Source organism: Kineobactrum salinum (assembly GCF_010669285.1).
Lineage (GTDB): Bacteria > Pseudomonadota > Gammaproteobacteria > Pseudomonadales > Halieaceae > Kineobactrum > Kineobactrum salinum.
Genome location: NZ_CP048711.1, coordinates 234362 through 246967, shown reverse-complemented (window position 1 = coordinate 246967; position 12606 = coordinate 234362). Strand labels below are relative to the sequence as shown.

Below are 12606 nucleotides of genomic sequence, written 5' to 3'. Positions count from 1 at the left end.
AGGGGGCCCCATGAACTTCTCCGCCTGGTCGATTCACAACCCCGTACCGGCCATCCTGCTGTTCGTCATGCTCACGGTGGCTGGGCTGTTCTCCTTCCAGGCTGCCAGGATCCAGAACTTCCCGGACGTTGACCTGCCCATGATTACAGTCGTGGCCAGCCTGCCAGGCACTGCCCCGGCCCAGATGGAAACGGAGGTCGCGCGCAAGTTGGAGAACGCCATGGCCACCATGAAGGGACTCCGGCACCTGCACACGGCGATCCAGGACGGCGTGGCCACGGTCTCCGCGGAATTCCGTCTGGAGAAACCGCCCCAGGAAGCCCTGGACGACACCCGAGCCGCAGTGGCCCGGGTGCGGGCGGACCTGCCCGCAGCCCTGCGCGACCCCATCATCAGCAAGATTGAGTTCAAGAATGACCCGATTCTGACTTACACGGTGGCCTCGCCGCGCATGGATGATGAAGCATTATCGTGGTTTGTTGATAACCAGATCACCCGGCGACTGCTCGCTGTGCCCGGCGTAGGTGCCGTGACCCGGGTGGGCGGCGCGAGCCGCGAAGTGCGCGTGGAACTGGACCCGGACCGGCTACTGGCATTGCGTCTGAATGCAGCCGATGTATCGCGCCGGCTTGTCCAGATGCAAGGTGAGGCCCCGGGTGGCCGTACCAGGCTGGGCAGTGGTGAACAGACTGTGCGGATGGTCGTCCCTGCACCCTCGGCGGCCGCCCTGGCTGCCATGGAAATCCCATTGCCCGATGGACATGTCGTGCGCCTGGATCAGGTGGCCACCGTGACTGATGCCCTGGCTGAGCGACGCAGTGGCGCCTTCCTTGACGGCGAACCGGTGGTCGGCTTCGAGATCCTGCGCACCACGGGTGCCGGTGACATCGACGTTGCCAATGGCGTGCGCCAGGCGCTCGCTGTACTGGAGATGGAACGGCCGGACATTGAACTTACCGAGGCATTCAACGCCGTCGATCAGGTGGTGGAGAATTTTGAAGGCAGCATGTCGCTGCTCATCGAAGGCGCCGTGCTTGCGGTGCTGGTGGTGTGGCTGTTCCTGCGCGACATCCGTGCGACCTTCGTCGCCGCCGTGGCGCTGCCGCTGTCCATCATCCCCACCTTCCTGTTCATGCAATGGATGGGGTTTACGCTTAACATGATCACCTTGCTGTCGTTGTCGCTGGTGGTCGGCATCCTGGTGGACGATGCCATCGTCGAGATCGAGAACATCATGCGCCACCTGGCGCAGGGCAAGGAGCCGCTGATGGCCGCCCGAGAGGCGGCCGACGAGATCGGACTGGCGGTGATCGCCACCACCTTCACGCTGATCGCCGTCTTTCTGCCCACTGCCTTCATGAAAGGTCTGGCTGGCAAGTTCTTCGTACAATTCGGCTGGACGGCATCTATCGCCGTGTTTTTCTCGCTGGTGGTGGCACGCTTGCTCACGCCGATGATGGCGGCCTACCTGTTGAAGAAGCCGACTCGGCCCCATGCCGAGCCATTCTGGATGCCGGCCTATCTGAGAACTGCGCGCTGGGCATTCACACACAAGGGCGCGACGCTGACAACCTTGACGGTCTTCGGCATTGCCTGTTGCATGCCGCTGGTCGCCGGCGCAATCAAGGGAGACTTCATGCCACCGGAAGACCTGAGCCGGACACAGATCAGCGTCGAGTTGCCGCCGGGCAGCACCTTCGAGCAAACGCGCGCCGTCGCCGAGCAGGTGTATGCCACCGTGGCCACGCATCCGCAAGTGACGATGGTCTACACTGCCATTGGCGGCGGCAGCGCCGGGGACAGTCCCCTGGACAATGCGGCCGAGGTGCGCATGGCAAATTTGACGCTGAACCTCACGCCACGCAAGGAGCGCCCGGGCCTGAGCCAGCAGGACATCGAGCGCGAGCTGCGTTCCCGTCTGCGGGATGTAGCCGGTACACGCATCAAGGTGGCGACGAACGAGGCCTACGCGCTAGTGCTTTCCGGTGAGGACTATGACCTGCTGGTGCAGCATGCGGCCACGGTGGAGCGGGAGCTGCGCGGCCTGGCGGGAATCGGCCAGGTGACCAGCAGTTCAAGCCTGCAGCGACCCGAGCTGATCGTGCACCCGGACCCTGCCCGTGCGGCCGATCTGGGAGTGAATACCGACGCCATTGCGGAAACGGTGCGCGTGGCTACCCTGGGTGACTACGACCAGTTTCTGCCGAAGCTCAACCTGAGCCAGCGCCAGGTGCCGATCGTTGTGCGGCTGCCCGACGACGCGACGAGAAACCTGGAGCTGCTGCGTCAGCTCACGGTACCGGGTGCGCGTGGCCCGGTTCCGCTGCGTGATGTGGCGGATGTGGCGATCACCAGCGGTCCCGCACAAATCAATCGCCTCGACCGTTTGCGCAACGTGAACTTCGAGATCGAACTCAATGGCCAGGCCTTGGGCGATGTGCAACAGCGCGCCGCCGCACTGCCCAGCCTGTCCCACTTGCCGTCTGGTCTGGTCAAGACCGACATCGGCGAAGCGGAAACGTCCAACGAACTCGGCCAGAGCTTCCTGCTGGCGATGGGGACAGGCGTGGCCTGCATCTACATCGTGCTTGTACTGCTGTTCAACGCCTGGGTGCAGCCGGTGACGATCCTCGGGGCGCTGCTGCTGTCGATCCCGGGAGCGATCCTGGCGTTGTACGTGACCGGCACCAACCTGAGCATGCCCGCCATGATCGGGATGATCATGCTGATGGGCATCGCCACCAAGAACTCCATCCTGCTGGTGGAGTACGCCATCGTGGCTCAGCGCGACCACGGCATGCCACGGCTCGATGCGCTGCTTGACGCCTGTCACAAGCGCGCACGCCCCATCGTGATGACGACCGTGGCTATGGGCGCCGGGATGCTCCCCATCGCTCTGGGCTTCGGTGCCGATCCGAGTTTCCGTGCACCGATGGCGATCGTCGTGATCGGGGTCTCATCACCTCGACCTTCCTGAGCCTGCTGGTGATTCCTGTGCTCTATGAAGTCGTGGATGATCTCGTTCAGCGTTTCACGCAGAGACCGTGGATGGCTCGCTTCATTGACCAGGCGAGCCGAAGGGCATGATCATCGTTGGGTGCCATGGTCCATTCGCGCGTAACGGCCCGGTGGTAGACCGACATATCGGCGGAATGCGGTGCTGAATGTGCTTGCAGACCCATAACCCACCCGTTCCGCGATTGCCGCGATTGCAACATTATTTCTCCGGAGCAGATCTTTGGCGAGGGCCATGCGCCATGCCAGCAGATACTCCATTGGTGGTAGCCCCACGGCGCGAGTAAATCGTTCGAAGAACGCGGACCGCGAGAGCGCTGCCTTCTTTGCGAGCTCCTCGACTGTCCAGGAGCGAGCCGGATCACCGTGCATCAGACGCATCGCTGCCGCAAGTTTGGTATCGGCCAACCCACGCAGCAGCCCGGCAGGAGCGTTCTCTTCCGTAGTAGACCGCAAAGCTTCGACAAGTAGCACTTCCACAAGCCTGGTGAGAACATGTTCACGGCCAGGACGCTGCTCGATGGATTCGTCTCGAACGAGTTGCACCAGTATAGAAAGCCTCTCCATGCCGCGTACGTGCAACAGCACGGGCAATAGTGATACCAGCAACGATGCGTCAGGCGAATCAAAGAGGAAGTGTCCGGCCAGCATGCGCACGTCGGGTTTACCGACCTGTCTTCCATGGCGGACCTCACCCGTTGGGGAAGGTGTCGTTTTCGGGTCGATTTGCTCCGGCGTCACAAACTCGAAGCCGGACATGGTAAAACCGGGTGTCGCGGGCATAAGCACGAAGTCGCCCATTTTAAGTGTTATGGCCTCTTGCTCCTTGACTTTCAGGAGACAGCTACCTTCGAGGACGGTGCAGAAGCTGGGTTGCTCAAAGGCAGAGTAACTAACGCCCCACTGGCCCGCGCCGCTGATGATTTTACTGAACACGGTTCGGGGCTGGAGCAATGTGATGACTTCCGAGAGTGGGTCGACCATTTTTGGACTCACGCAAATAAAATATGGACTATAGATTATACTAAGTCCGGTTTTCCTGGGCTATCGTTAGCTTGCTTCTAACCAGCTGAGGAAACTACTCCATGAAAACTGTACTCATCACAGGTTGCTCGTCCGGCTACGGCCTGGAAACGGCGAGCTATTTCCACTCGCAGGGTTGGAATGTCATCGCCACAATGCGAACGCCGCGAAAAGACTTGTTACCCCGTTCGTCCCGAATGCATGTTGTGTCCCTCGACGTTACAAAGCCGGAAAGCATTGCCTGTGCACTGGAGGAGTACGGCTCCATTGATGTACTCGTCAACAACGCGGGTGTCGGGCTCTTCGGTGCTTTCGAAGTGACGCCGATGGCTACTGTGCGCGAAGTGTTTGAAACCAATACCTTCGGCGTGATGGCGATGGCGCAGGCTGTTCTGCCGCAATTTCGCACTCGTGAGTCAGGGGTGATAGTTAACGTCACGTCGAACGTGACGCTGGCGCCGTTCCCCCTCGTGGCAGTGTATACTGCCAGCAAGGCGGCTATCGATGGCTTCACGGCTTCGCTTGCCTTCGAGCTGGAGGCGTTCAATGTGCGGGTCAAACTGGTCGAGCCAGGTTACGCGCCTTCCACACGGTTTACCGAGAATGGACAACAGCGTATGCAGGGCTTGATTTCCGAGCCATACCTGCCTTTCGCTGAAGGGTGTTTCGCTTCCCTGGCGCAACGTTCCACTGTGACGTACGAATCCGATGTTGCAGAGGCAGTATGGCGTGCTGCCAATGATGAATCTGGAATTCTTCGATTTCCGGCTGGTGCCGATACATTGGCTCTCGCTCAAGCGGAGTGACAAAGACAGGGCCGCTGTTCCGGCCCGAGCACCTTTGCCGCAGTTTGTAGAGAGATCTGGCGGAGATGAGGTACTAACGCCCGCCCTCAGCCACTGCTGTAGCCTCCATCAATACTGTCCGGATATCGTTGACCACAGTGTCGGGGTGCAGAAAACCTGCGCTGTAGATGTTCCGGATGCGCTTGTCCCGGTCGATCAGGTAAACCCTGAGAACGTGAGCCATACTGCCCGAGTAGCTGCCGTCCTCCCGATATAGCTTCTGGCGCCATTGCCCGTAGCCGTCCAGAATCGGTTGCAGGTCGGTTTCGGAATCCGTGGTCATGAATCGCCAGTCGAAATCCTCGTGCTGGAAATGGCGCGCATAGTCACGCATGGCCTCGGGTGTATCCTGTTCGGGATCGAAGCTCAGGCTCACCAGCCGCACCTGGTCCCTCAGTTCCGGCAGCGCTACCAGGCGGGCCTGTACCTTTTTCATGACATGGCTTGCCAGGGGGCAGCCGTTCACGTCCGAGCAATGGGTGTAGATGAAGCCCATCAGCACCAGCCGGTCATCGAGTAGATCATACAGGTTCAGCGCCTTGCCATTGCCATCGAGAACCCGGCCGTCGACCGCTGTGCCCAGGGAGGGGAGGGAATAGGTGCCGGCGGCGGGAGGCTCGTAGGCCAACTCCCCGTAGCCCGGGGCGAGCACCACGGCTTCTCCCCAGGCCAGGGAGACCTGCAGAGTGAGCACCAGTAGTAACACCTTTCTCATCGCGCCGTAACCTGTTCTCCGTACAGCGCGCGGGCGCCAAAACGCATCTGGTGGGGTGCGCCAAGCTTCTCGGCCAGGAAATCAATCGCCAGGGTCTGCGTCAGTTCCTTGCCGTCGAAGTCGTAGACCTTGAGGTACTGCAGATCGGGCCCTTGTGGGGACTTCTTGTCCCAGTTGGCCAGTAGTGACGAGGTGTAGTAGACGCGCTTGCCGTCCCAGCTCTGGGACACCATGTTCACCTGCACACCGATCTTCTTCTCGAAGATCTGTTTGGCGTTGTGTGGATCACTGATGTCGAACAGCCGGGTCATGCCGTCGTTCCAGGTATTGACCCACAAGCGCGTATCGTCGTTGGAAATGGAGATATCCACCGGCAGGGGAATCTTGCTGGCGTCACCGATATCGCCCACTGCTTCGGCCTGCCATTCGCCGTCCTGATCAGCATACACCAGCCACAATTTGGAGGTGAGGGCGGTGGACGTGAAGCAGTAATCGTGGTCCTCGCCCCAGGCACAGCGGATTTCCAGCGGGGCGCCCGGGACGTCGAGCACCTTCCTGGGTTGTCTGGCGTGCAGATCCCAGGCCACCATGGTGTTGCCGAAGGCCTTCATCGCTTCGCTGTCCGCCATCAGCGGGCCCAGCTCCATCATGTAGTTGTTCCAGCCGGTGAAGGAGGAGGTCAGCATCAGGTTCCTGCGCGGCAGGACGCGCACGTCATAGCCGTAACCGTCGGCAAACTGGCCGGATTTTTCGGCTCCCATCAGCTGGTCGTCGGTGGGCATCCAGTAGGTGGCTACGTAGTCCCCCGCATTGGTGTACTCCACCAGCGCGGTGCGGCCGCCGTGGTCGCGGTTATTGGAAAGCCCGGACAGCATCATGCGCCCGGGGAGGGCGTAGAATGTGTGGGGGCCGACGACACCGCCGCTCTTGTCGACGAAGTCCGCAACGGTTTCATGCAGTGTCGGCTCGGCGGGATCGGTATGGATGTCGAAAATAAAGATCTTGTTGGTGTCCAGCCCGCCGGCCCACAGGTACCGGCGATCGTCGGTGAGGCCCGTGTGATGGGCCTCGTTGCGGCCGCCAACCGACAGCGTGGCGACCACCTTGCCGTAATCCTCGGATTCCGGATTGACGTCGACGGTGACCAGCTTGTCCTGCTCGTCGCCGACGCCTTCAATGCCGAGTGTCCAGACGTAAACAAAATCCTCCTGACCCTCTATTTTCGCCATGTAGGGCGACATGCAGGTCTCGTCGGCGAATGCGTAAGTGGTATACAACAAAACAAGGGCAAGTAGGGTTCGCATGCCGGTTCTCTCCCTATTATGATGGTTGTTGCAATGCATCAAGGATAGACCAAACCGCCGTGTCCGCAAGCCGCCTTTCACTGCTGGTGTTGCTGCTGGGAATGGCTCTCATAGTGACAGCCAGGGCCTGCGCAGGTGCGTCCGCCTCCCGGGTGTTGGCCGCCATCGAGGGTGAACCCGCGGACCTTGTCGCGCTGGTCGAGTCACCGCCGCTGGGCCTTCCGGCGGTACCGGTTCCCGCCCGCAATCCCATGACCGAGACCAGGGTCAAGCTGGGACGCAAACTGTTTTACGACCGGCGTCTGTCCTTCAACGGTACGCTGTCCTGCGCTATGTGTCACGTGCCTGAACAGGGCTTCAGCCAGCGGGAAGTGCGTACTCCCGTAGGGTTCCAGGGCCGGTTCGTGAGGCGCAATGCTCCCACCTTGCTCAACGTGGCCTACCGGCGCGCGCTGTTCCATGACGGGCGGGAATCCACCCTGGAAAACCAGGTCTGGCAGCCGCTGCTCCAGGCCAACGAGATGGCCAACCCCTCCATTGGTTTCGTGCTGGACACCATCCGCAACGCCGGGGACTATCAGGGCCTGTTCGAGACGGCCTTTCCACAGGGGCTGACCGTGGAAACCGTGGGCATGGCCCTGGCCAGTTATCAGCGAGGCCTGCTGGCCGCCAATTCCCCCTTCGACCGCTGGTATTTTAGGGGCGAGGAGGGCGCCATGAGCGCCGCGGCCCGGCGGGGCTGGGACTTGTTTCGGAACAAAGGCTGTATCGGCTGCCACACCGTGGCAAAGGACCATGCGCATTTCACCGACGATGCCTACTATGATACAGGCATCGGCTACGCGCGCAGTATGGGGCGGGCCGGACCATCGACCGCCTGCGTCTGGCACCGGGCGTGGAAGTGGTGCCAACCGTATCATTCGAGCTGCCAAACGTGAATGACCTGGGTCGGTACGAGGCTACCGGGAACAGCGCGGATCGCTGGCTGTACCGCGCGGCCAGTCTGCGCAACGTGGCCATCACGGCACCCTATATGCACGACGGCAGCTTGCCCGACCTCGAGTCCGTGGTGGATTACTACAACCGTGGCGGCGTGCAGCATCCCGGGCTGGACCCGCGCATTCGCCCCCTGAACCTCGATGCGGATCAGCGGAAGGACCTTGTCCAGTTTCTGCAGGCGCTGACCGGCAGCAATATCGACACGCTGGTCAGAGACGGCCGTAGCCAGTCTATCGGGGATACACGCTCAAGCACGCAACATTAAAATTCAAAGCAATGCCTCGCACTCTGCAGAGTCTAAGTCGTGCGGTTTGCCGCGCTCGTCCCCAGGTTCCTGTGTGACTATTGGCGCAACATGTCCTCTGCCTTTGGCAAGGGCAGGTTGGTGCAGCCGGTTGGTCGTTGGCATGCGGCGCCCTTGGTAGAAGGTGGTGCTAATTCATCCACAGTCATGGCAATACTCCACGGACTCAGTAGCGGCCTTTGAGCCGCAGCGCTTCTTCAATGGGTCTCACTTCAATGGTACCGATCCGTGCCGACGGCCAGCCCGCGGCGATGTCGAGGGCTTCGTCTTCAGACTCTGCCTCGATCAGGAAGAAACCGCCGATCTGTTCCTTGGTCTCGGCGAAGGGGCCGTCGGTGACGGCGCGCTGATCCTCGCGAATTTTCACCGTGTGGGCCGAGCGGGCACTCTGCAACGCATTGGTGAGTACCAGTTTACCCCGCTGCTGCAGATCGGCGACGTAATCCAGGGTTTCCTGGCGCAGTTCGCGCCACTGCGCGTCTGTCAGCTCGGTTAGCTTGCGTTCTTCCTCGTAGGCGAGGCAGAGGTATTTCATTATCGGGCTTCCTTGCTCCTGTCAGCCCTGTGGTTGTTCCACGAGGACGCTCCAGGATACACCGAAGCGATCCTTCACCATGCCAAAGGCCGGCGAGAAAAAGGTTTCTTCCATGGGCATCTGGATATCGCCGCCGTCGGCGAGCAAGCCGAACTTATGCTGCGCTTCCTCTTTGTCGGCGACGGTCAGGGCGAGGGAAAAGCCCTGGAAATCCGGTGTACCTGTGCACATGCCGTCGGAAGCCAGGATTTCCGTTTTGCCGATGCGAAAACAGCAGTGCATGATCTTGTTTTCATACCCCGGGGGCATGGTATTGCCGGTGCAGCCTTCGCCACTGCCCTCCATGGGGACGGGGCTTTCACTGAAGCGCATGGACATGAGCACTTCCGCCTCCAGATGCTGGCGGTAAAAGGCCAGCGCTTCCTCGCAGCAGCCGTTGAAATAAAGGTAGGTCTGGACTTGCATGGTTTACTCCTTTCGTCGATGTCATATGGTCTATCGCAGCCATCAGGGCTTCTCGCCATAGATCAGGCAGAGATATATCAGGCGTTTCATTGTATTGCGATTGCGTGGTCGTCCAATAGTCGAGAGTGAAACGATGATATCGACAACAGCCGGAAATATTTTCCTCTCGCGGGGCTTGGGACCGGGCTTCCCGCCCCGGTATTTCGTTCTTTGGCCGGGGTTGTTTTCGTTCCCCGTCATGTATTAGAATGATTATCGTTATCATTACTGGTGTGGAAAGGCTATCGGCTTTGCTGTCTTTTGCTATCGGTCGCTCAACTTGGAACGGCATGCCGCCGGCTCGTGTTGGCGTCGGTGGAGTGAGCGCTGCCGAGCGGGAGGCCAGTGACGTTTTCGCATTCTATTTAATACCTATCAAGTCATCAGGAGAACCACCATGCTCATGAGAAAATTAGCGCTGGTCATGACAGCAATCGTGCTTGTCCCTGTTTTTTCGGGGGCAGCCCTGTCTTCGGAGCGCCCCGATCATTTCAAGGGTAAACCGTCCGAAACGCTGGCAGCCGCTCTGCTCAATTTCAGGGATCACAACAAAGAACTGGGGGATATTCTGGATAAGAATGACCTGTCGCCACGGCGGATGGTTGAAATCCACGAACTGACGTACACCCTGGAAAACGCCCTGAACAAAATTCGGTCGGAGCTTGACGGGCTGGCTGCAATGTTGGAGGAAGTACATCTCGCCTCGGAGCAAACTGATACCCATACAGTGCAAAGCACGGGCAGTGCCTATCTGAAAATGGCAGATGAAATCATTCGCGCTCCTCGAGCACCGTCGCAAGCAAGCAACGGGGAGGGGCAGTGATTCGTCATCGTAGCAAATTATCCTTCAGCATGACCCGTCAGCAGCTTGCTGCAGGCCACTAAGCGTTTTTCTCTGCCTCTGCGACCTTTTGCTTGACCCGGATAAAGCTGTCGGGGGTGACGGATATCGAATCGATTCCGCTTTCCACCAGGAAAGTGGCGAACTCGGGATGGTCGCTGGGTGCCTGTCCGCACAGGCCGACCTTGGTTCCGGCTTCGTGTGCGGCTTTGATCACATGGCTGATCATCCACTTGACCGCCTTGTCCTCTTCGCTGAACAGGTGCGCAAGCTCGTCTGAGTCCCGGTCCACTCCAAGCGTCAGCTGGGTCAGGTCATTGGAACCAATGGAAAAACCGTCAAAGCGTTTGGCAAAGTCGGCGGCAAGAATCACATTGGAGGGTATTTCGCACATCACATAGACTTCAAGCCCATTTTTGCCGCGCTGCAGCCCGTTGGCAGTCATGACCTCCAGCACCTTGTCAGCTTCTGATATGGAGCGGCAAAAGGGGATCATCATTACGACGTTGGTGAAGCCCATAGCTTCCCGCAACCGTTTGATAGCGCGGCACTCGAGGGCGAAACCCTCCCGGTAGCGGGGGGAATAGTAACGGGAGGCGCCGCGGAAGCCCAGCATCGGGTTCTCTTCGTGAGGTTCGAAGCCGGCGCCACCGATCAGGTTGGCGTATTCGTTGGTCTTGAAGTCGCTCATGCGGACAATCACAGGGTCGGGGTACAGGGCGGCGGCGATACGGGCCAGCCCCAGGGCCAGTTGATCAACGAAATAGTCCGCCTTCTCTGTATAACCCTTGGTCAGCTCATCAATCTGGCGCTTGACCCCGCTGTCCTCCAGTTGCTCGTAGTTGACCAGGGCCATGGGGTGCACTCTGATGTGGTTGCCCACTACGAACTCCATCCTGGCCAGGCCTACGCCGTCCGCCGGCAGGCGCCACCAGTGCAGGGCGGATGCCGGATCGGCCAGGTTGAGCATAATTCGGGTGCGAGTTACGGGCAGGTCGGAAGGATCGATGGCGTCGGTGAGCACTTCGGCGTAGCCCTCATAGACAAAGCCTTTGTCTCCTTCGGCGCAGGACACGGTTACTTCCTGGTTATCCTTCAGCACCTTGCTGGCATTGCCGCTGCCGACCACGGCGGGGAGCCCCAGTTCGCGGCTTATAATGGCGGCATGAGACGTGCGTCCACCGTGGTCGGTAACAATGGCTGCCGCGCGTTTCATGATGGGCACCCAGTCCGGATCGGTATTTTCGGTGACCAGCACGGCTCCATCGACAAAGCGGTCGATATCCTGTGCGCTGTCCAGTACGCAGACTTTGCCGGTGACCGCCGCGTCGCCGATGCTGAGGCCGGCGACCAGTTTTTTGCCCTTGTTCTTCAGGCGGTAGCTGAGAAATTTGCCCGCGACCTTGCGGGACTGTACGGTTTCCGGGCGTGCCTGCACGATGAATAATTCAGAGGTTTCCCCATCCTTGGCCCATTCGATATCCATGGGACAGCCGTAGTGCTTTTCAATGATGCAGGCCCAGCGACCCAATTGCAGAATTTCGGCGTCGGCCAGGACAAAGGCCTCGCGTTCCGCGCGAGAGGTGGGGACCGTCCGGGTGGACTTGACGCCATCCTCGGCATATACCATTTTCAGTTCCTTGGCGCCGCGCCGTTTTCCAATAATTGGCTCCAGTTGGTCTTTCGTCAGCAGAGGCTTGAAAACCTGGTATTCATCCGGTTCCACCGTCCCCTGCACTACGGTTTCTCCCAAACCCCAGGCCGCGTCGATAACTGCCACCTTGTCGAAACCTGTTTCGGGGTCGATGGTGAAGATGACGCCGGCACTGCCGGTATCGGAACGCACCATGACCTGAACACCCACAGAAAGCGCTACCTGCAGGTGGTCAAAGTGTTTTGTTTCCCGGTAACTGATGGCCCGGTCTGTAAACAGTGAGGCATAACACTGGCGGCAGGCATCCAGCAGCGCGTCCGCGCCTCGAATGTTGAGGAAGCTTTCCTGCTGGCCGGCGAAGCTGGCCTCGGGCAGGTCTTCGGCGGTGGCGCTGGAGCGCACGGCGACATCGGCATCATCCCGGCCGATACGAACACAGAGCTGGGCATAGGCGTCCCGGATAGCCTGGGCAGTGTCTTCCGGCCAGGTTCCTTTCAGGAACAGCCGGCGCAGCAATGTGCCTGTCGCTGCAAGTGTTGCCTTGCCCTCTTGCATGTCCTTGAGTGCATCCATGATTGGCTGTTTCAGTTCGTTCAGTTCTACAAACTGCCAATAGGCGTGAGAGGTAGTCGCAAAGCCTGGTGGTACTGCGACGCCTTGTCCCTCCAGATGACACACCATCTCGCCGAGGGAGGCATTTTTACCGCCCACCTGTGCCGTTGCGCTGCGATTGACCTCCTCGAAGGAGATGACCTGCCTGCTATCTGCCGTCATGAGGTTCTCCACTGAATATCCGGTTTCCGGTCAACCCTGACTTTATCATCTTGAAGGACTGCTTGTATCATGACGGTCAAGGTGGTTGTTCTT

General features: G+C 59.7%; 11 protein-coding genes. 5 read left to right on the top strand and 6 right to left on the bottom strand.

Going from position 1 to position 12606, the window contains the following annotated elements:
* The first annotated feature begins 10 nt into the window (after positions 1 to 10).
* Positions 11 to 2977, top strand: a complete 2967-nt coding sequence (locus G3T16_RS01090) for an efflux RND transporter permease subunit (protein WP_197911819.1) — start codon at positions 11 to 13, stop codon at positions 2975 to 2977.
* 110 nt (positions 2978 to 3087) lie between these two features.
* On the opposite strand, the gene G3T16_RS01085 is transcribed toward G3T16_RS01090, so the two are convergent.
* Entirely contained in the window at positions 3088 to 3999 is a 912-nt protein-coding gene (locus G3T16_RS01085; protein WP_163493464.1) for an AraC family transcriptional regulator, read from the bottom strand.
* A 101-nt stretch (positions 4000 to 4100) separates the two neighbouring features.
* Between G3T16_RS01085 and G3T16_RS01080 the strand changes: the two genes are divergently transcribed.
* Positions 4101 to 4844: an SDR family oxidoreductase gene (locus G3T16_RS01080; protein ID WP_163493463.1), complete on the top strand. Its 744-nt coding sequence runs from the start codon at positions 4101 to 4103 to the stop codon at positions 4842 to 4844.
* A gap of 73 nt (positions 4845 to 4917) precedes the next feature.
* Here the strand turns inward: G3T16_RS01080 and G3T16_RS01075 are convergent, their stop codons facing one another.
* Together G3T16_RS01075 and mtoX are read right to left on the bottom strand one after the other, a co-directional pair.
* Positions 4918 to 5598 (bottom strand): SCO family protein, encoded by a 681-nt coding sequence (locus G3T16_RS01075; protein WP_163493462.1) that lies wholly within the window; start codon positions 5596 to 5598, stop codon positions 4918 to 4920.
* The gene (mtoX, locus tag G3T16_RS01070; protein WP_163493461.1) at positions 5595 to 6902 is read right to left on the bottom strand and encodes a methanethiol oxidase; all 1308 of its coding nucleotides are present in this window, start codon (positions 6900 to 6902) and stop codon (positions 5595 to 5597) included. The genes G3T16_RS01075 and mtoX overlap by 4 nt, the downstream gene beginning before the upstream one ends.
* 59 nt (positions 6903 to 6961) lie before the next feature.
* On the opposite strand from mtoX, the gene G3T16_RS01065 reads away from it, so the two are divergent.
* Both G3T16_RS01065 and G3T16_RS01060 read left to right on the top strand, forming a co-directional pair.
* Positions 6962 to 7840: a cytochrome c peroxidase gene (locus G3T16_RS01065; protein WP_163493460.1), complete on the top strand. Its 879-nt coding sequence runs from the start codon at positions 6962 to 6964 to the stop codon at positions 7838 to 7840.
* Entirely contained in the window at positions 7837 to 8166 is a 330-nt protein-coding gene (locus G3T16_RS01060; RefSeq protein ID WP_163493459.1) for a cytochrome-c peroxidase, read from the top strand. Before G3T16_RS01065 ends, G3T16_RS01060 begins: the two co-directional genes overlap by 4 nt.
* Positions 8167 to 8371: 205 nt before the next feature.
* Here the strand turns inward: G3T16_RS01060 and G3T16_RS01055 are convergent, their stop codons facing one another.
* Together G3T16_RS01055 and G3T16_RS01050 are read right to left on the bottom strand one after the other, a co-directional pair.
* Entirely contained in the window at positions 8372 to 8740 is a 369-nt protein-coding gene (locus G3T16_RS01055; protein WP_163493458.1) for a YciI family protein, read from the bottom strand.
* Between the two features lie 21 nt (positions 8741 to 8761).
* The gene (locus G3T16_RS01050) at positions 8762 to 9205 is read right to left on the bottom strand and encodes a VOC family protein (RefSeq protein ID WP_163493457.1); all 444 of its coding nucleotides are present in this window, start codon (positions 9203 to 9205) and stop codon (positions 8762 to 8764) included.
* A gap of 436 nt (positions 9206 to 9641) precedes the next feature.
* Here G3T16_RS01050 and G3T16_RS01045 point away from each other — a divergent pair, with 436 nt between their 5' ends.
* Entirely contained in the window at positions 9642 to 10067 is a 426-nt protein-coding gene (locus tag G3T16_RS01045; protein WP_197911818.1) for a DUF6746 family protein, read from the top strand.
* A gap of 58 nt (positions 10068 to 10125) precedes the next feature.
* Here G3T16_RS01045 and ppsA read toward each other — a convergent pair whose 3' ends face one another.
* Complete coding sequence (gene ppsA, locus G3T16_RS01040; protein WP_163493456.1) at positions 10126 to 12513, bottom strand: phosphoenolpyruvate synthase; 2388 nt, start codon at positions 12511 to 12513, stop codon at positions 10126 to 10128.
* Between the last annotated feature and the right edge of the window lie 93 nt (positions 12514 to 12606).

Coding starts and splice junctions, on each gene's coding strand:
- G3T16_RS01075 (WP_163493462.1), bottom strand. CDS start 5,598: ATGAGAAAGGTGTTACTACTGGTGCTCACTCTGCAGGTCTCCCTGGCC.
- G3T16_RS01050 (WP_163493457.1), bottom strand. CDS start 9,205: ATGCAAGTCCAGACCTACCTTTATTTCAACGGCTGCTGCGAGGAAGCG.
- G3T16_RS01090 (WP_197911819.1), top strand. CDS start 11: ATGAACTTCTCCGCCTGGTCGATTCACAACCCCGTACCGGCCATCCTG.
- G3T16_RS01055 (WP_163493458.1), bottom strand. CDS start 8,740: ATGAAATACCTCTGCCTCGCCTACGAGGAAGAACGCAAGCTAACCGAG.
- mtoX (WP_163493461.1), bottom strand. CDS start 6,902: ATGCGAACCCTACTTGCCCTTGTTTTGTTGTATACCACTTACGCATTC.
- G3T16_RS01080 (WP_163493463.1), top strand. CDS start 4,101: ATGAAAACTGTACTCATCACAGGTTGCTCGTCCGGCTACGGCCTGGAA.
- ppsA (WP_163493456.1), bottom strand. CDS start 12,513: ATGACGGCAGATAGCAGGCAGGTCATCTCCTTCGAGGAGGTCAATCGC.
- G3T16_RS01085 (WP_163493464.1), bottom strand. CDS start 3,999: ATGGTCGACCCACTCTCGGAAGTCATCACATTGCTCCAGCCCCGAACC.
- G3T16_RS01045 (WP_197911818.1), top strand. CDS start 9,642: ATGCTCATGAGAAAATTAGCGCTGGTCATGACAGCAATCGTGCTTGTC.